The sequence below is a fragment of the Nocardia sp. NPDC058480 genome, assembly GCF_042720495.1.
Lineage (GTDB): Bacteria > Actinomycetota > Actinomycetes > Mycobacteriales > Mycobacteriaceae > Nocardia.
Genome location: NZ_JBHXMN010000012.1, coordinates 20,174 through 36,359 on the forward strand (window position 1 = coordinate 20,174; position 16,186 = coordinate 36,359).

A 16,186-nucleotide genomic window follows, 5' to 3' on the forward strand; every position below is an offset into this window, starting at 1 on the left:
CACAGCACCCGAAGGTCGGGCGATTCGAAGGTGTTCCACGATTTCGATAGTGCCGTGTATGCCGTCACCGCGCCAGCCTCGAACCGTCAGTGTGGCCGGTCGCCACCGCGGAGGCAGGTTCGCGCAAGTTCGTTACTGCTGCGAAGGGCCGCTCGCTCGCATTACGCTGCGGGTATGAGCTCTGCCGTGCATGGATTTACCGACGATGCCCTCGGGACGCTGGACGCGGTCGGTGTCGCCGCCGCGTTGCGCGCGGGGGAGGTGAGCCGGTCGGAGGTGATCGAGGCCGCGATCGCCAGGACTCGGCGGGTCGATCCGAGTCTGGACGCGGTGCAGATGACCTGTTTCGAGCGCGCCGCGTCGACGCCGGAAACCGCGGGTGTGTTCGCGGGAGTGCCCGCGTTCGTGAAGGACAACACCGACATCGCGGGCCTGCCCAGCTGTCACGGCTCGGCGGCGTTCACCCCGCACCCGGCCACGGTGACCAGCGGTCCCGGTGCGCAGTTCCTGCATTCGGGTGTGATCGTGCTCGGTAAGTCGACGCTGCCGGAATTCGGTCTCACCGCGAGTACCGAATTCACCGATCGCGCGCCGACCCGCAATCCGTGGAATCCGGAGTACTCGGCGGGCGCGTCCTCGGGCGGGTCGGCGGCGCTGGTGGCGGCCGGGGTGGTGCCGATCGCGCACGCCAACGACGGTGGCGGTTCGATCCGCATCCCCGCCGCGGCCAACGGTCTCGTCGGCCTGAAGACCACCCGCAACCGACTGCTCGACCAGCCGGGCGCCCGCAAACTGCCGGTGCATCTGGTTGCCGAGGGCGTGCTCACCCGCTCGGTCCGCGACACCGCGCACTACTTGGCCGCCGTCGAGCGATTCGGGGCGAATTCGAGCCTGACGCCGGTCGGGCTGGTCGAGGGGCCGAGTGCGCGACGGTTGCGGATCGGCCTGATCACCGCCGATGTGCTCGGCCGACCGGTGCACGCCGACAACGGCGCGATCCTGGCATCCGCGGTGACGGTGCTCGAAGGCCTCGGTCACGAGGTCGTCGAGATGCGCTTGGACGTGGATCCCCGCTTCGTCGAGGACTTCAAGCAGTACTGGGCGGTGATGGCCGCGGCGATGGCGCTGTCGTTCCGGCTGGGGCACCGCGGGTACTTCGATCCGCGCAAACTCGACCCGTTCACCACCGGGCTCATCGGGCTGGCCAAGCGCAATCCGCTCGGTGTGGCCGCGTCGACGTGGCGGTTGCGCGGGGGCGTGGCGGCCTACGACAGGCATTTCGCCGAGGTAGACGTGCTACTCACCCCGGTGCTTTCCCATCCGGCGCCGCGGATCGGCGAGCTCGCGCCCGGCCAGCCGTTCGACGCGCTGTTCACCAAACTCGCCGACTACGTGGGTTTCACCCCGCTCAACAATGTCGGTGGGGGGCCGGGCATTTCGCTGCCGCACGGTCTGCTGCCGAGCGGTCTGCCCGGGTCGATTCAGTTCGCCGCCCGCCGTGGTGACGAGCGGACCTTGCTCGACCTGGCCTACCAGCTGGAAGCGGCGAGCCCGTTCCCGCGGATCGTCGACCGGGCCACCGCCGCGGGCGCGGCCTGATCAGCCGGTGCGCACCGTGCTGATCAGCCGTGTGTCGCCGCGCTGATCAGTTGTTGCGCACCGCGACATTGATCGGGCGCAGCCGTCCCGGGCTGTCGGTGCCCGCGTCGAATGCCCAGTGCTCGCCATCCCAGCCGGGGTAATCGGCCCGCCAGCGATCGACCAGGCGCGTGTCCTCGAGCGAGGCGACGACGCCGGCCGAGCCGGTGTACTGCAGCCGCTCGTACTTGTGCCGGGTGATGGTGTCGACGGTGGATGAAGCGGTGGCTAGGACTGACATTGACCCTCCGGGATCACGGCGAACGATGACGTGACGAGTGGGCGACCCGGACCGTCGGCCCGGGTGCCGCGGTGGCGCGTCACCGCTCGATCCGAGAGTATGCCGCTCGCCGTGCCACCGCGCAGGTTTTGAAAATCCACTTCTTCGGATTAATGAATACCCACTATGAAATCGTCGGCTCGCACGGTTTGGTTACGGGTCACCAGCTAGGGCGGACTCGTCCCGGGGTGACAACGCGGCCCAATGCCGTGCTGAGCTGGGTGAGGCCGGCCGCGCCGAGGGTGTCCGACCAGCTCAGGGTGAATTCGGCCAGCGCGGCGTCGGCGGCCCGCGTGCACGCCCAGCCGCGGTCGGTGAGGGTGATCAGGCGAGCGCGCGCATCGCGCGGGTGTGGATTGCGGTCGGCGTAGCCCTTGGTGACCAGCTCGTCGACCAGCTGGCTGGCTGCCTGTTTGGTGACGCCGAGGTGCTCGGCGATCTCCCCGACCGTCGCGCCGTCGGGTGCCATGCGCACGAAGGCGAAGCCGTGCGTCGGCCGGATGTCGGTGAACCCCGCGGCGGCGACCCCGGCGTGCACCGCCTGGGTTACCTCGGCCGCTGCCGCGAGCAGCAGGAGGGGCAGGTCTGCGTTCGCGGGCACGACTGTCATTCTGGCACTTGACACAATAGTCAATCTACTTGACCATATAGACAAGTTGCTTGACCTTATGGAGGTTCGAATGCCGATAATCCGTTCCGCCGACGCGCAGGTGCACGAGGTGCACAACGCTCGGTTCACCTCGCTCGTCCGTCCCGGCACCGGCAGTGCCGAACTGTGCGTCTGGCAGACCGAGGTCGGTGCCGACTCGGTCGGCGTGCCGCATCGGATCCTGGGGGAGGAGGCCTTCGTTCTGCTGTCGGGCGAGGTGACTATGACGATCGATGGTGAATCCGCGCTGATGAAACCGGGTGACGCGGCGGTCGCGCCCGCGGGCTCGATGATCGCCCTCGCGAACTCGACCGACGAGCCGGCCGCGCTGTTGGTGACCGTGCGCGTCGGCTTCGCGGCAGAGCTTCCCGATGGATCGACCTTCACCCCGCCTTGGGCATCCTGAGCCGTCTCGGCGACTGTTTCAAGACCAGAACTTGAAAGTTCGGGTCGCCGAACAATATAATTCTGGAATGAAGGTTGGGTTCTACCGTTCTCCGGTGCGACGCCGGGTGCTTGCGGCATGTGTTCTGAGTGTCATGGCGTTCGCGCTGACTGCCTGCGGTGGGATCACCTCCGATGACGATGGGAAGAAGGTTGTCCTCACCACGTTCACCGTGCTCGCCGATATGGCGCGGAATGTGGCAGGCGAGCATCTGAGGGTCGAGTCGATCACCAAGGTGGGCGCCGAGATCCACGGGTACGAGCCGACCCCGGGCGACATCAAGAAGGCAGCCAAGGCCGACCTGATCCTCGACAACGGGCTCAACCTCGAAGCGTGGTTCAGTCAGTTCGTCGCCGATCTCGATGTGCCGCACGCGGTGGTCACCGAGGGCGTGGCGACCATGGACATCAGCGAGGACGCCTACCGCGGCAAGCCCAATCCGCACGCGTGGATGTCGCCGGTGAACGCGCAGATCTACGTCGACAACATGGTCCGCGCGTTCACCGATCTCGACCCTGAACACGCCGACGCCTACCGCGCCAACGGTGACGCCTACAAAACACAGCTCGGCGCCGTGCGCGACGATCTCGTCGCCGCGGTGAACACCCTGCCCGCCGACCAGCGCGCCTTGGTCACCTGCGAGGGCGCGTTCTCCTACCTCGCTCGCGACGCGGGCCTCACCGAGAAATACATCTGGCCGGTCAACGCCGAACAGCAGGCCACCCCGCAGCAGATCGGCTCGACCATCGACTTCGTCCGCCAGCGCGGTGTGCCCGCCGTGTTCTGCGAATCGACGGTGTCCGACGCGCCGATGCAACGCGTGGTCGAAGCTTCCGGCTCGCGGTTCGGCGGCGTTCTCTACGTCGACTCACTCTCGGAAGCCGACGGTCCGGTGCCGACCTATCTGCAGCTGATCCGCCACGACGCGAACACCATCGCGACCGCACTCGCCGGAGCACCGAAATGACCGCACCGGTTGTCGAAATCCAGGACGTGACAGTCCATTACGGTGATGTGCTCGCGCTCGACAATGTCGAGCTGACGTTGAAATCCGGCCGGGTGTGCGGGTTGATCGGCATGAACGGCTCGGGCAAGTCGACGCTGTTCAAGAGCGTGATGGGCCTGGTGACGCCCGACCGCGGCCGGGTGCTGATCAACGGTCGCGCCCCGGCCGCCGCGCGCAAGGCGGGCAGCCTCGGTTACGTGCCGCAATCGGAGGACGTGGACTGGACTTTTCCGCTGTCGGTGCGCGATGTGGTGATGACCGGGCGCTACGGGAAAATGGGGTTCACCCGCCGGGCGAGCAAGGCCGACCGCGCCGCCGTCGACGCGGCGCTGGCCCGCGTCGAGCTCACCGACCTCGCCGACCGGCAGATCGGCCAGCTCTCCGGTGGTCAGAAGAAGCGCACGTTCGTTGCCCGCGGCATCGCCCAAGAGGCCACGATCCTGCTGCTCGACGAACCGTTCGCCGGTGTCGACAAGCGTTCCGAGGCGACCATCACCGCGCTGTTGCGCGAGCTCGCCGCCGACGGGGCCACGATTCTGGTGTCCACCCACGATCTGCACGCGTTGCCCCAATTGGCCGACGAGGCAGTGCTTTTGAACCGCCGAGTGCTCGAACACGGCGACCCCGACGTGGTGTTGCGTCCGGAGAACCTGGCCAAGGCCTTCGGCCTGGATGTGGACGGAGACCGATGAGCCTCGAGGAATTCCTGATCGACCCGCTGCGCTACGAATTCATGGTGCGCGCGCTGGCTACCACCGTCACCGCGGCGGTGGTGTGCGCGGTGCTGTCGTGCTGGTTGGTGCTGATCGGCTGGTCGCTGATGGGTGACGCGGTCTCGCACGCGGTACTGCCCGGCGTGGTGCTGGCCTACATCGTCGGCTGGCCGTTCGCCGTCGGCGCGGTGATCTTCGGGTTCCTCGCTGTCGCGTTGATCGGGGTCGTTCGCGATACGAGCCGGGTGAAGGAAGACGCCGCGATCGGCATCGTGTTCACCACCTTGTTCGCGTTCGGCTTGGTGCTGGTGTCGGTGACGCCGAGCCAAACCGACTTGAACCACATCGTTTTCGGCAATCTGCTCGGCGTGAGCAGCGGCGAGATGGTTCAGATCATGATCCTGGCCGCCATTGTCCTGATCGCTCTGGTCCTCAAACGCCGCGACTTCACCCTCTACGCCTTCGACGCCACCCACGCCCACGCCATCGGCCTCAACCCCCGCGTGCTCGGCACCGCGCTGCTGGCCCTGCTGGCCCTGACCTCGGTAGTCGCGCTGCAGGCGGTCGGTGTGGTCCTGGTGGTGGCCATGCTGATCATCCCCGGCGCCACCGCCTACCTGCTCACCGATCGCTTCTCCCGCATGCTCGTCATCGCCCCCACCGTGTCGGTGGTGTGCGCGGTCACCGGCCTCTACATCAGCTACCACCTCGATACCGCTGCCGGCGGCATGGTCGTGGTAACCCAAGGCGTCGCCTTCACCTTCGTCTACCTCTTCGCCCCTCGCCACGGAGTGATCGGCCGCCGGATCACCGCATCGCGCGCCCGGAAATCGGTGACCACCATCGGGGTGGTCGACTAGCGGTCCCGGCCCGACGACGCGGATCAGGTCGGTGTCGGTGGGTGCTGTCAGGATGTAGAGCATGAAGGTCACCGGGGATGACGTCCGCGCCTACGTCCTGTCACTACCGCAGGCGACAGAGCAATTCGCCTGGGGCATGCCGATTTTCAAGGTCGCGGGCAAGCTGTTCCTCACCCTGCCGGAGGAGGAGACCTCGATGGCGGTGCGCTGCCCGATCGTCGAACGCGACGAGCTGGTGCTGGCCGAGCCCGCCAAGTTCTGGATCGCCGCACACGAGGCGGGCAACCCCTGGGTCCGGGTCCACTTGTCCGCCCTCGACGACCGCGAGGAACTGGAAGCCATCATCACCGACTCCTGGCGCCAGGCCGCCCCACGAGACTTGCTGGACAATTTCTAGCCGGGAGTAATACCACCCATGGGGTCTAGACCCCATGGGTGGTATCGTGTGAATGTGGGATGGACCATCTACCTCACCAAGCAGGTCCTGAGATGGGTCGATGGCTTGGACGACGTTATGTTCGACCACTACGAAGCGGCGCGTCAGGAATTGGAGGAACGGGGCCCGGCGCTCGGGCGGCCATGGGTCGACACCTTGCGAACGTCGCGGCACTCGAACATGAAGGAACTTCGTATACCAGGTTCGAATGCGAGAATCATCTTTGCGTTCGATCCCCACCGATCGGCGATATTTCTCATCGCCGGCGACAAGACCAATCAGTGGAACAAGTGGTACCGGGAGAATATCCCGATCGCCGACCGCATCTACGACGAGCACATAGGAGGTTTGGACTGATGGAGCTGCACAACAGCGACCAGACGCGGCATCCGCGCGGTGGCTACGATCAGTCTCGCGTCGCCGCGGTCCGCAAGAAGATGCGTTCGGTCGAGCGGGCTTACCGCCTGGCCGAACTGCGAGAAGCCCAGCAACTCAACCAAACTGAACTCGGCAACAAGATCGGCGTAGGTCAGCGAACCGTCTCGAAAATCGAGCACGGCGAAATCGAACGTTCCAAAATCGAGACGATCCGCAAGTACGTCGAAGCGCTCGGCGGCGAGATAGAAGTCGTAGCCCGTTTCGGCGACGAGGCATACACCATTGCATGACGACTGATCGGTCCTGACCGGTGCGCGAGACGCCTGGGCAGGGGAGCCCGGTAGGCTCTGACGTCCTATGGCACTCAGCGCAACACTGCACAACTTCGCCGTTCAGCTCGCCGATGTGGATCGGGGGGTGTACGAGGATCTCGAATTGCGGGTGGCTCGGCATCCGTCGGAGACGCTGGAATACATGGTCACGCGGATCCTCGCGTACTGCTTGCAGTACGAGGAGGGGATTGTGTTCAGTGAGGGCGGGATCTCGGCCACCGATGAGCCCGCGGTGCAGGTTCGGGATATGACCGGGCGGACCACCGCGTGGATCGAAGTGGGTGCGCCCGACGCGGATCGTATTCATCGTGGGAGCAAACTCGCTGGTCGTGCGGCGGTTTATACCCATCGTGACCCGGCGAAGGTACTCGCGCAGTACGCGGGCAAAAAGATTCACAATGCGGCGCAGATCCCGCTGTTCAGTTTCGATCGCGCGTTCATCGATGAGGCGGCGGGGTTGGTCGACCGTCGCAATACCGCCACCCTGTCGGTCACCGAGGGTGTGCTCTATCTGGACCTCAACGGGACCAGCTTGCGGACCGATGTCACCGAGCAACCCCTCGGCTGACGCCGGTACGGAGTAGCTTGGCGTGACCGGCGACGCTCGACCCGAGCGCTTCGACTGTGCCGGTCTCGTTGTCGAGTGGAGGTCGCGGTGCCTGGTGTGATGAGTCGGTTCGTGATTCCGGGATTCCTGCGGGTCACCCGGCGCAACCGGAACTACATCGATGCCGAGCTGGCCATGGCATACGTGCGCGACCGCGAACTGCGGCCTGTCGCCTATGGTCCGCCGCGCAAACTGCGTGGTGTCGAGATCTCGGTGGTGCACGACCGTGGCTGGCCGATCTACACGCTGACGCCGTCGGACGGGATCACCCGGGGCGGCCTCGTGTACGCGCACGGTGGCGGCTGGGTGAGCGAAATCGCTTCGCAACATTGGCAACTCGCGGCACGCATCGCCGCGCAGACCCACCTCGTCGTGACGGTCCCGATCTATCCGCTGATCCCGTTCGGCACCGCGGCCCAGGTGATTCCCCGCATCGCCGAACTGGTCACCTCAGCCAACGAGCGCTACGGCCCGACCTTTCTCGCCGGTGACTCCGCGGGCGGTCAGATCGCGCTGTCCACCGCGCTGCACCTGCGCGACGCGGGCCGTACCGTCCCCCGCACGATTCTGATCTCACCCGCCCTCGACCTCACCCTCGAAAACCCCGAGATCGACGCGGTGCTCCCACGGGACCCGTGGCTGGGCCGGGAGGGCGGCTTGGTGTTCGGCAGGATGTGGAGCGGCGAACTCTCGATGAAAGATCCCCTGGTCAGCCCACTGTTCGGCGACCTGGGTGGGCTGGGACCGATTACTGTGTTCACCGGCACCGACGACATCCTCAACCCCGACGCCCGCCTGCTGGCGGCGAAGGCGCGCACGGCGGGCGTCGACCTCGATTATCACGAAGAGCCCGGACTCGTGCACGTCTACCCGCTGACTCCCAGCGCCGAAGGCGCGACGGCCCGCCGCCGGATCATCACCACCCTGCGCGCCGAACTCGATGCGGCGCACAGTATTTCGTGAGGAAGCTCAACGTTCGGACAGGTGCACCTTGAACAGGATCGTCAGTTGAGTGACCGCCTGGTCGAACGGGTGTGACGACTTGAGCGCGCGGCTGTGCACGATCGTGCCCTCGATGGTGGTGAGCAGGAAACCGGCCAGTGACACCGCGGTCGAGCGTTCGATCCCGGTGGCGACGATCCCGTCGGCCAGCCGCGCCGTCCATTCGGCGAAGGCCTGGCCCGCGATGGACTGGACGGCGGGGTCGAGTTCGTCGAGGGCGGCCGCCATCATGAACGAGCCCGCGGCGTACTCGGATTTTTCCAGCGGGATTCGCCAGAAGGCGAGCAGGTCGGTGAGCCACTGCTGGGCCGACGGCGCGGTCTGGAGCGCATCGGCCATCGAGCTCACGTGCGAGTACACCAGACGTGCCACGATCCGTGCCGCTGTCTGTACCAATTCGCCTTTGCCGGAAGGGAAGTGCTGGTACAGCGAGTTGCGTGACGTTCTGCTGCGCTTGAGCAATTCACTCAACGCGGCCGCGTGGACACCGTGTTCCTGGACGGTACTGATCGTGTGCTCGATGAGTCGGGCGCGTGGTCCGGCGGCCATCCGATCTTCTCCTACCCCTTGATTGAACCGATCGGTTCATGTTAGACCTATTTCAGTGTGAACCGATCGGTTCATCTGGAGAGGATGCGATGCCCACCCCCATTGCCACCGCGGTTCCGGTCACCCACGCGGGAATTCTCGGCCTCGGCGTGTACCGCCCGCGCCGTGTCGTGCCCAATGCCGAGATCGTCGACGCGATCGAGTCGTCGGACGAGTGGATCAAGACCCGTTCGGGGATCGCCACCCGGCACTGGGCCGAGCCCGACGAGACGATCGTGTCGATGAGTGTCGCGGCCGCCCGTGACGCGCTCGCCGCGGCGTCGGTGAGTGCCGAGCAGGTCGACGCGGTCGTGCTGGCGACGTCGTCGCAGATGGTGCTCGGTCCGTCGGCGGGCGCGGTGGTGGCGACCGAACTCGGCATGCACGACACCGCCGCCTTCGACATCTCCGCGGGCTGCGCGGGCTTCTGCTACGCGTTGGCCGATGCGGCGAATCTGGTGCGCTCGGGTCAGGCGCGGCAGGTGCTGGTGATCGGGGTGGAGCGGTTGTCGGATCTGCTCGACACCACCGATCGCGGTTGCGCGTTCATCTTCGCCGACGGTGCCGGTGCGGTCGTCGTCGGCCCGGCCGAGCAGGAGGGGATCGGCCCGGTCGCGTGGGGTTCGGATGGCTCGCGCACCTCGGCGATCAAGCAGGACAAGGACTTTCTGGAGTATTTCGCCGAGGTCGCCGCGGCCGAGGCGGGCGGCGGCACTTCGCAACGTCCGTACATTCGGATGAACGGCACCGAGGTATTCCGCTGGGCCGTCACGTTTTTGGAGAAGGCTTGTCGTGACGCGCTCGACCGTGCGGGTCTCACGGCCGACGACCTCGACGCTTTCGTCCCGCACCAGGCCAATATCCGCATCACCGACGCGCTGGTCCGCACCCTCGGCCTGCCCGAGACTGTCGCTGTCGCGCGCGACATCATCGAAACCGGCAACACCAGTGCCGCTTCCATTCCGATGGCTATGGAACAACTCGTGCGCTCCGGTGCCGCCAACCCCGGCGACACCGCGCTGCTGCTCGGCTTCGGCGCCGGTCTGGCGTATGCGGGCCAGGTCGTTCATCTGCCCCCGATCGCCTAGTGCGCCAGCGCGCGCAGATATCGACGACGGTAGAAGCGTTGCGCGACAAGAAGTATCGGAAAGGTGAAGCGCCACAGTCCGGTCGGTGCGGGTCTGGTCAACGAGCGAAGGGTGAGTGAGACAGCGCCGGTCGAATCCCGGTGTACGACAAAGGCTTCCTCACCGCTGACCGGATGGCCGGGCAAAGTGCCATAGGCGAAGCCGCATCGATTCTCGGTGTCGACCACCGCGACTACCCGAACCGGCTCGTGGATGGAGACGGGCCCCCATCCCGCGCTGATCCGGTACTGCGCATCCGTCGACACCGCGACATCGGGAGCGACGCGAAAGCCGCTGCGGCGCTTGATGCCCCACCGCAGCACGGCCTCGGAAGCGGCGGCCCACGTCGGCTCGCCGTGGCCGATCACCAGGGTGGTGTCGAACCGGCGGAATCCGGGGTATTCGCCGGTCCAGATCTCGTCGGCGGGGCTGGTCGCGCCCGCGGGGGCGTAGGTGAGTCCCTCGTGCATGAGGGTGACGATAGGCGCCGTCAGGTCGTCATGCGTTGGACTTCTCGCGCAGCGACCGCTCGGTCACCGGTACCGCGTAGGCGGCGCCGTCGCGGATGCCGAATTCGAAGCGGCAGGGGAACAGTGAGGGTAGGCCGGTCGCGCGTAGGTCGAAGTTCGCGGCGAGGGTTTGCATGGCCCAGTTCTGCAGCGAGTCCGGGAGCTGCAGGGTGGTGCCGTCGACGCAGCACACATAGGCGTGGGTCTGTTCTCCGTTGACGGGCAGTGGGTTGCGCAGACCGACCGCGCCGATTTCCAGAATTCGTCCGGCGTTGTGAGAAGTAGCGACGCTCGGCAAATCCAACTCGATGTCGTCCATGCGAAAAACCGTAGCGCAGCAACTATTCAGGGAACACCGAAATCGCGTGGACTCGAGAACTTCGCTGATGTCGCAAATGTGCGAAACGGCGAGGTCGGCCTCGCGTCGCGGCGGAGCTCGGCGCAGTGCGCGCCGGGCCCTGCCGCCGCGGTGTCAGCCGATCGCGAAGCGCAGCAACGCCTGGCGATCGCCCTGCTTGATCTTGCCCTTGCGGTCGAGGACCTCCAGCTGCCACATCGGACCGTTGCGGAAGGTCCGCGCGATCGCATTGGCATTGTCCGCGCCGAGCATTGATGGCCAGATGTCGGCGACGGGCTGGGTATCGCCGCCGGTGGCGTCGTAGACCTTGAACGAGACGTTGTTCGCCTTCTCGAAGGAGCTGCCCTTCTTGAACGCGACGGCGACGAAGACGATGGAGTCGATGGCGGGGGGAACATTGCCGAAGGTGACGTGCACGGTCTCGTCGTCGCCAACGGCCGCACCGGTCTGCTCGTCGCCGGTGTGCAGCACCGATCCGTTGCCGAGCGGGTCGAGCGAATCCAGACCGGCGAACCGCACCGGTTCACTGCCTTGGAACAGCACGGCGATCAGATCCAGGTCGACACCGCGCTTGCGCCGGGCCATTCCGAGAATTCCACCGCTGGAACCCGCCGACGGATCCCAGCTCACCCCCACGCTCATCTTGGTGATACCGGCGAGATCGGCCGCGCCGTCTTCCTTCTTGAGAGTAATCACGATTTTCAGGCTACGGACTTCGTTCGCCACGTGCACGGCGACAGAATCTCAGCGGTCGTCAGCCGGAGTGTGTGGCGAGGTAGACGAGCGCGGTCACCGCCAGCGCCACAGCGCCGAGGATCCCGCCCGCGATCGTGTCGGCGCGGTTGGTGGCCACGCCGCTCTCGATCCGATCCCAGCCGATGAACGCGGCGGCCACGGCCCCGATACCGGCTGGGGCGGCGACGAACTCGCTGACGACGGGAATGAACGAGACCGCGCAGGCGATGATGCCGAGCACCAACGCCGCGAGGCCGGCACCGTTGCGTGGCGGCGGCAAGGTCTCGGGACCGGGCATGCCATGAGCGTAGTCGCACCGCGGGGCAGGCGGCGGTTGTGCCACCTCGGAAGTCCTCGGTCACAGCTTTGTCATGGTTGGTCATCGAGGGCCCGGGTACCCCATTGAAATGGCAGCCCTGCAGGGATTCATTCAGGGTCCCGGTTCCGGGGCTGTGGAGTTCGAGAAGGGATAAGGTTTGTCGATTTCAGCTGACGAATCGAAAAGTCGAAACCCGAACAAAGGTTATGTAGCCCTGCTGGGCTGGAGTCTGAACGCGGTCGAGGCGGTTGATCGGTTCGATCGCCGCTATATCGTCGTCGCGCCCGAATGGGCGCAAAATTATTGCGAAGAGCACAACATTCCTTATATTCCCTGGGATTTCGAGCGGCTCAACGATCGCTCGATGGAGATCGCGGAGACCCTGAAGAAAAAGGGCGTCGATGTCGCCATTCCGATCTTCGAGGAGACGGTGGAATGGGCAGGCGCGATCAACTCGGTGTTGCTCGACAATCCGCGCCTGCTCGGGCAGTCCATGCTCCTGCGCGACAAGTCGTTGATGAAGCGGCGCGCGCAGCTCGGCGGTATCCGGGTCGGCATTTTCGAAGAGGCGCACGAACGCGACGACGTGATCCGATTCCTGAAGCGCGTCAATCAGACCCTGCTGAAGCTCGACGGTGATCCCAACGATCCGATTCATCTCAAGGCGTTCGACAAGGCGGGCTGCCTCGGTCACCGGATCATCCGGACCCCCGACGAGGCCGACACGATCCCCGACGACGAGTTCCCGATGCTGATGGAATCGCACCTGGACGGCTGGGAGTTCGCGGTCGAGGCCTGGGTCCACAACGGCCGCATCTGCTTTCTGAACATCTCGGAGTACGTGACGCTCGGATACTCGGTGTTCGTGCCAGCGACGCCGGAACTGGAGAAATACCGGCCCGAGATCACCCGGCAGGTCGAAAAGCTGATCAAGACCTTCGACATCGAATTCGGTTTCATTCATCCCGAGTACTTCGTCACCAGCGACGGTGAGATGTACTTCGGCGAAGTCGCCTACCGGCCGCCGGGTTTCAAAGTGTTCGAGCTGTTGGAACGCACGTACGGTTTCAACGCCTACCATGCACTGGTGCTGGCTTTCGACCCGAAATCCACCGCCGCGGAGATCGACGCCTTCTTCCCGAAGGAAGTGGTGGATGCCACCGGCCACGCGGGGTGCTTCGGCGTGTATCCGCGCCGGCGCGTGGTCAGCCGGCTGAACGTGCCGCCCGAGACCGAGGATCACGATTACTTCGACTCGCACGAGCTCACCGCGCCCCAGGCCGAAAAGGTCACCAAACGGACCGCATTCGGTAATCACTGGGGTCTGCTCTATTTCTTCGGCGAAGACCCGTACACTCTGCGGGATCTGTTGAAGCGACAAGAAGAACTCGATTTCTATATTTGATCCGTTGCCTGGGGCAGCGGTGTGTGAAGGGATCGGCGATTGAGTCCGGACGGCCACGACCCGGCGAGCTTGGACCGGCGCCTCGCCACGGTGGACCACGCCACACAGTCCCTCGCGGACACAGGCGATTTCGGCAAGTTGGTCAAACTGCCCAGGGTCATGGATTCCCTGCGGCGGGTACTGTTGCTGCCCGGCGGTTGTGCCGCGGTGCGGGAACGCGCCGAGAAGCTGGAGGCCGCGGGGCTGTTCCTCGGTACGGATTGGGCGCAACCGCAGATCCTCATCCCGGCGCTGAGCACCGGCTCGTTGCGCAGCGCCAATGCCGACACCATGGTGCTGGAGGCGGTGAGTGATCTGCGCCTGCTCGCGGTCGCCAAGGGCGATTATCAGCACGCGCTGATCTCGGCCGAACAGGCTGGGGATCATCTGTCGCAGGTACTCGCGGTGAATCTGTCGCTGCTGTTCTCCCCGCCCACCGAGGCCGAGCGGGAGCAGCAGGGGCGGATGGCGCAGGTCTCGCGTGAACTGCTGCACTACCTCGTCGCCGAGGTCGGGTACGAGAAGGTGCTCGAGAACCTGGTCGACGAGATCTGGCGCATCCTGCGGCAGCGGCCCATTCAGGTCGACGGGGTCAAGCGGATGATCACCCAGATCGCAGTCGCGCGGGCGAATCCCGAGGTGGATCTCGGTGCCAGCGGTCTCGGTGCCGACCGGCTGATCAGCAGCCTCTACGGAACCACCGAGGGGTGCAGGGAAGACCCCGGGGTCGAGATCTACCGCACGCGGCTGGAATCGATGGACGACAGTGCGTTGCAGTACGAGGCAACGGGATTCGCGCGGTCCATGCACGACACCGGGTTGGTGTCGCCGTATCACGCTGTGCTGCTTCGCTTTCTGCTCACCAAGGGTGAGTACTTGCTCGGTGAGGCGATGGGCTTGTCCAGCACCGGCCGCGACAGTCTGCTCTGCTATCACGAACTCGTGCACAGCCTCATCGAGCAGGCTGTCCACGTCGAAACGGCGCAGTGCGTGTACGGACTCACCTTGCTGCTCGAACGCGGCATCCTCTATCAGCCGCCGGTCGCGCCCGCGCTGTGGCGCCAACTGGCACTACGGCTTTCACCGCACTCGCGCCGCAGGCTGACCCGGGTGTTCGGGCCGACGCCGGATCCGCGGGCGTGGTTGCTGTCGGGGATGCTGTCGGTTCTCGGCCTGCCGCTGGGGATCGGGCAGGGCGACAACCCCACCTGCCAATCGGCGCGGGCACTGTCGATGTGGGCTTACAACGATCCCGACTATCTGCTGCAGACACTGGTGTGGGCCGCGCGCGACGACGAGATCGTGATGCACTTCGAGGGGCAACCGATCTCCTCGCGCGAGACCGCCGACGCGGAATCGACTGCGCTGCAACTCGATCTGGACCCGGTGTCACTGCTGGTGGTTCCGCACCTCGACCGGATCTACGCCGAGATGGGACGGCGTTGCGTCGGCCGCGACGGCGATCCGCACCGCTGGATCAACCCGGAGTTCCACGGCTGGTGGTCCGGCCGCGGGTTCCGGATCAATGTCGACGTGGCCACCGGGCACCTCACCGACCTCGACGAGTTCCTGCGCCACTTCTACGCCGGCTACCACCCGTTCTACAACGGCAACCAGCCGGTGATCCATCCGCAGCCCGCCGGTATCGCCGTCACCGACAGTGCGGCCCGCTTCGTCGGTTGGCATGCGATCACCGTGCTCCGGGTCAGTCTCGACCCGCAGGACGTGATGCGGGTGTATTTCTACAACCCGAACAACGACAGCGGCCAGGACTGGGGCGACGGGGTCGTCGTCGGAACAGCCGGGCACGGTGAGCGTTTCGGTGAGGCGTCGCTGCCCTTCGAGCAATTCGCCTCGCGCCTCTACATTTTCCATTTCGACCCACTCGAGCCGGGCGAGCTGGCCGCCGTCGAGCGCGCGGAACTCGACCGGGTGATCGGCTACCTGCACCGCAGTTGGGGTGCCGACCGGTTGCCTGTGGAATCGGGTGCAGCCGAAGGGGATTGATCACAGCAAACGTTCAGAGTTCAGCGCTAGGGTGTGGGCGTCGGTGCGCTTCGTGCCGCGATGATCAAGGGGAGTTTCGATATGGGTGTCAGCTTGTCCAAGGGCGGCAATGTCTCACTGACCAAGGCAGCGCCGAACCTCACCGCCGTCGCGGTCGGTCTCGGCTGGGATCTGCGGACCACCACCGGCACGGACTTCGACCTCGATGCCAGCGCCATCGGCCTCGGCGCCGACAAGAAGGTGGTGTCAAGCGGGCACTTCGTCTTCTTCAACAACCTGAAGTCGCCCGAGGGCGCGATCGAGCACGCGGGCGACAACACCACCGGTGCCGGCGACGGTGACGACGAGACGATCAATGTCGACCTGGCCAACACCCCGGCCACGATCGACTCCATCGTGTTCCCGGTCTCGATCTACGACGCGGCGAACCGCAGCCAGTCCTTCGGCCAGGTGCGCAATGCCTACATCCGCGTGCTCGACCGCAGCAACGGTGAGGAACTGGCTCGCTACGACCTCTCCGAGGACGCGTCCACCGAAACCGCCATGGTCTTCGGCGAGCTGTACCGCAACGGCGCCGAGTGGAAGTTCCGCGCCACCGGCCAGGGCTACGCCTCGGGCCTGGAGGGCATCGCCCGCGATTTCGGCGTCAACCTCTGATTCACCGAACAGTGCCGGTCAGCTGCGGACGTGCTCGAATACCCGGGCGATCACGCAGCTGACCAGCACGCACGCTCCACCACGCCGGACTGTCGT

The 16,186-nt window shown here is 65.6% G+C and carries 21 protein-coding genes; 14 read left to right on the top strand and 7 right to left on the bottom strand.

The window, feature by feature from the left end; genetic code table 11:
* Nucleotides 1-174: 174 nt before the first annotated feature.
* Entirely contained in the window at nucleotides 175-1,599 is a 1,425-nt protein-coding gene (locus tag ACFWO8_RS24485; protein ID WP_378963389.1) for an amidase, read from the top strand.
* Nucleotides 1,600-1,645: 46 nt separating this feature from the next.
* Here the strand turns inward: ACFWO8_RS24485 and ACFWO8_RS24490 are convergent, their stop codons facing one another.
* Together ACFWO8_RS24490 and ACFWO8_RS24495 are read right to left on the bottom strand one after the other, a co-directional pair.
* A complete protein-coding gene (locus tag ACFWO8_RS24490; RefSeq protein ID WP_378963390.1) occupies nucleotides 1,646-1,879 on the bottom strand; it encodes a hypothetical protein in 234 nt (77 codons plus the stop codon).
* Between the two features lie 199 nt (nucleotides 1,880-2,078).
* Nucleotides 2,079-2,519 (bottom strand): MarR family winged helix-turn-helix transcriptional regulator, encoded by a 441-nt coding sequence (locus tag ACFWO8_RS24495; RefSeq protein WP_378963391.1) that lies wholly within the window; start codon nucleotides 2,517-2,519, stop codon nucleotides 2,079-2,081.
* Between the two features lie 79 nt (nucleotides 2,520-2,598).
* Here ACFWO8_RS24495 and ACFWO8_RS24500 point away from each other — a divergent pair, with 79 nt between their 5' ends.
* From ACFWO8_RS24500 to ACFWO8_RS24540, 9 genes are all read left to right on the top strand, one after another.
* Nucleotides 2,599-2,973, top strand: coding sequence for a cupin domain-containing protein (locus ACFWO8_RS24500; protein WP_378963392.1), 375 nt, complete (start codon nucleotides 2,599-2,601; stop codon nucleotides 2,971-2,973).
* Between the two features lie 67 nt (nucleotides 2,974-3,040).
* Nucleotides 3,041-3,979, top strand: a complete 939-nt coding sequence (locus tag ACFWO8_RS24505) for a metal ABC transporter substrate-binding protein (protein WP_378963393.1) — start codon at nucleotides 3,041-3,043, stop codon at nucleotides 3,977-3,979.
* A complete protein-coding gene (locus ACFWO8_RS24510; RefSeq protein WP_378963394.1) occupies nucleotides 3,976-4,710 on the top strand; it encodes a metal ABC transporter ATP-binding protein in 735 nt (244 codons plus the stop codon). Before ACFWO8_RS24505 ends, ACFWO8_RS24510 begins: the two co-directional genes overlap by 4 nt.
* Complete coding sequence (locus tag ACFWO8_RS24515) at nucleotides 4,707-5,591, top strand: metal ABC transporter permease (RefSeq protein WP_378963395.1); 885 nt, start codon at nucleotides 4,707-4,709, stop codon at nucleotides 5,589-5,591. Before ACFWO8_RS24510 ends, ACFWO8_RS24515 begins: the two co-directional genes overlap by 4 nt.
* 61 nt (nucleotides 5,592-5,652) lie before the next feature.
* Nucleotides 5,653-5,988 carry an MmcQ/YjbR family DNA-binding protein gene (locus ACFWO8_RS24520; protein WP_378963396.1) on the top strand — a complete coding sequence of 112 codons (336 nt, stop codon included), beginning with the start codon at nucleotides 5,653-5,655 and terminating at the stop codon, nucleotides 5,986-5,988.
* 54 nt (nucleotides 5,989-6,042) lie between these two features.
* Nucleotides 6,043-6,384: a type II toxin-antitoxin system RelE/ParE family toxin gene (locus ACFWO8_RS24525; protein ID WP_378963397.1), complete on the top strand. Its 342-nt coding sequence runs from the start codon at nucleotides 6,043-6,045 to the stop codon at nucleotides 6,382-6,384.
* Complete coding sequence (locus ACFWO8_RS24530) at nucleotides 6,384-6,695, top strand: helix-turn-helix transcriptional regulator (RefSeq protein WP_266297982.1); 312 nt, start codon at nucleotides 6,384-6,386, stop codon at nucleotides 6,693-6,695. Before ACFWO8_RS24525 ends, ACFWO8_RS24530 begins: the two co-directional genes overlap by 1 nt.
* A gap of 67 nt (nucleotides 6,696-6,762) precedes the next feature.
* Nucleotides 6,763-7,305: a YaeQ family protein gene (locus ACFWO8_RS24535; RefSeq protein WP_378929695.1), complete on the top strand. Its 543-nt coding sequence runs from the start codon at nucleotides 6,763-6,765 to the stop codon at nucleotides 7,303-7,305.
* Nucleotides 7,306-7,404: 99 nt separating this feature from the next.
* Nucleotides 7,405-8,307 carry an alpha/beta hydrolase fold domain-containing protein gene (locus ACFWO8_RS24540; protein WP_378963398.1) on the top strand — a complete coding sequence of 301 codons (903 nt, stop codon included), beginning with the start codon at nucleotides 7,405-7,407 and terminating at the stop codon, nucleotides 8,305-8,307.
* A 6-nt stretch (nucleotides 8,308-8,313) separates the two neighbouring features.
* On the opposite strand, the gene ACFWO8_RS24545 is transcribed toward ACFWO8_RS24540, so the two are convergent.
* Nucleotides 8,314-8,895 (bottom strand): TetR/AcrR family transcriptional regulator, encoded by a 582-nt coding sequence (locus ACFWO8_RS24545; protein WP_378963399.1) that lies wholly within the window; start codon nucleotides 8,893-8,895, stop codon nucleotides 8,314-8,316.
* An 89-nt stretch (nucleotides 8,896-8,984) separates the two neighbouring features.
* On the opposite strand from ACFWO8_RS24545, the gene ACFWO8_RS24550 reads away from it, so the two are divergent.
* Nucleotides 8,985-10,022, top strand: a complete 1,038-nt coding sequence (locus ACFWO8_RS24550) for a beta-ketoacyl-ACP synthase III (RefSeq protein WP_378963400.1) — start codon at nucleotides 8,985-8,987, stop codon at nucleotides 10,020-10,022.
* On the opposite strand, the gene ACFWO8_RS24555 is transcribed toward ACFWO8_RS24550, so the two are convergent.
* The 4 genes from ACFWO8_RS24555 to ACFWO8_RS24570 all read right to left on the bottom strand — a co-directional run bounded on the left by ACFWO8_RS24555 (nucleotide 10,019) and on the right by ACFWO8_RS24570 (nucleotide 11,961).
* On the bottom strand, nucleotides 10,019-10,531 hold the full coding sequence (locus tag ACFWO8_RS24555) for a DUF1990 family protein (RefSeq protein ID WP_378963401.1): 513 nt from the start codon (nucleotides 10,529-10,531) through the stop codon (nucleotides 10,019-10,021). The genes ACFWO8_RS24550 and ACFWO8_RS24555 overlap by 4 nt on opposite strands.
* Nucleotides 10,532-10,559: 28 nt before the next feature.
* Complete coding sequence (locus ACFWO8_RS24560) at nucleotides 10,560-10,889, bottom strand: hypothetical protein (RefSeq protein ID WP_378963402.1); 330 nt, start codon at nucleotides 10,887-10,889, stop codon at nucleotides 10,560-10,562.
* A gap of 153 nt (nucleotides 10,890-11,042) precedes the next feature.
* Nucleotides 11,043-11,624: a TerD family protein gene (locus ACFWO8_RS24565; RefSeq protein ID WP_378963403.1), complete on the bottom strand. Its 582-nt coding sequence runs from the start codon at nucleotides 11,622-11,624 to the stop codon at nucleotides 11,043-11,045.
* Between the two features lie 58 nt (nucleotides 11,625-11,682).
* Nucleotides 11,683-11,961, bottom strand: a complete 279-nt coding sequence (locus ACFWO8_RS24570; protein ID WP_378963404.1) for a hypothetical protein — start codon at nucleotides 11,959-11,961, stop codon at nucleotides 11,683-11,685.
* A 385-nt stretch (nucleotides 11,962-12,346) separates the two neighbouring features.
* Here ACFWO8_RS24570 and ACFWO8_RS24575 point away from each other — a divergent pair, with 385 nt between their 5' ends.
* From ACFWO8_RS24575 to ACFWO8_RS24585, 3 genes are all read left to right on the top strand, one after another.
* On the top strand, nucleotides 12,347-13,387 hold the full coding sequence (locus ACFWO8_RS24575) for an acetyl-CoA carboxylase biotin carboxylase subunit family protein (protein ID WP_378963552.1): 1,041 nt from the start codon (nucleotides 12,347-12,349) through the stop codon (nucleotides 13,385-13,387).
* Between the two features lie 39 nt (nucleotides 13,388-13,426).
* Nucleotides 13,427-15,433, top strand: coding sequence for a hypothetical protein (locus ACFWO8_RS24580; RefSeq protein ID WP_378963405.1), 2,007 nt, complete (start codon nucleotides 13,427-13,429; stop codon nucleotides 15,431-15,433).
* Nucleotides 15,434-15,514: 81 nt separating this feature from the next.
* Complete coding sequence (locus ACFWO8_RS24585; protein ID WP_378920691.1) at nucleotides 15,515-16,090, top strand: TerD family protein; 576 nt, start codon at nucleotides 15,515-15,517, stop codon at nucleotides 16,088-16,090.
* Nucleotides 16,091-16,186: the final 96 nt, after the last annotated feature.

Coding starts and splice junctions, on each gene's coding strand:
- ACFWO8_RS24485 (WP_378963389.1), top strand. CDS start 175: ATGAGCTCTGCCGTGCATGGATTTACCGACGATGCCCTCGGGACGCTG.
- ACFWO8_RS24540 (WP_378963398.1), top strand. CDS start 7,405: ATGAGTCGGTTCGTGATTCCGGGATTCCTGCGGGTCACCCGGCGCAAC.
- ACFWO8_RS24535 (WP_378929695.1), top strand. CDS start 6,763: ATGGCACTCAGCGCAACACTGCACAACTTCGCCGTTCAGCTCGCCGAT.
- ACFWO8_RS24490 (WP_378963390.1), bottom strand. CDS start 1,879: ATGTCAGTCCTAGCCACCGCTTCATCCACCGTCGACACCATCACCCGG.
- ACFWO8_RS24560 (WP_378963402.1), bottom strand. CDS start 10,889: ATGGACGACATCGAGTTGGATTTGCCGAGCGTCGCTACTTCTCACAAC.
- ACFWO8_RS24530 (WP_266297982.1), top strand. CDS start 6,384: ATGGAGCTGCACAACAGCGACCAGACGCGGCATCCGCGCGGTGGCTAC.
- ACFWO8_RS24545 (WP_378963399.1), bottom strand. CDS start 8,895: ATGGCCGCCGGACCACGCGCCCGACTCATCGAGCACACGATCAGTACC.
- ACFWO8_RS24500 (WP_378963392.1), top strand. CDS start 2,599: ATGCCGATAATCCGTTCCGCCGACGCGCAGGTGCACGAGGTGCACAAC.
- ACFWO8_RS24585 (WP_378920691.1), top strand. CDS start 15,515: ATGGGTGTCAGCTTGTCCAAGGGCGGCAATGTCTCACTGACCAAGGCA.
- ACFWO8_RS24575 (WP_378963552.1), top strand. CDS start 12,347: ATGGAGATCGCGGAGACCCTGAAGAAAAAGGGCGTCGATGTCGCCATT.
- ACFWO8_RS24510 (WP_378963394.1), top strand. CDS start 3,976: ATGACCGCACCGGTTGTCGAAATCCAGGACGTGACAGTCCATTACGGT.
- ACFWO8_RS24520 (WP_378963396.1), top strand. CDS start 5,653: ATGAAGGTCACCGGGGATGACGTCCGCGCCTACGTCCTGTCACTACCG.
- ACFWO8_RS24515 (WP_378963395.1), top strand. CDS start 4,707: ATGAGCCTCGAGGAATTCCTGATCGACCCGCTGCGCTACGAATTCATG.
- ACFWO8_RS24555 (WP_378963401.1), bottom strand. CDS start 10,531: ATGCACGAGGGACTCACCTACGCCCCCGCGGGCGCGACCAGCCCCGCC.
- ACFWO8_RS24505 (WP_378963393.1), top strand. CDS start 3,041: ATGAAGGTTGGGTTCTACCGTTCTCCGGTGCGACGCCGGGTGCTTGCG.
- ACFWO8_RS24550 (WP_378963400.1), top strand. CDS start 8,985: ATGCCCACCCCCATTGCCACCGCGGTTCCGGTCACCCACGCGGGAATT.
- ACFWO8_RS24570 (WP_378963404.1), bottom strand. CDS start 11,961: ATGCCCGGTCCCGAGACCTTGCCGCCGCCACGCAACGGTGCCGGCCTC.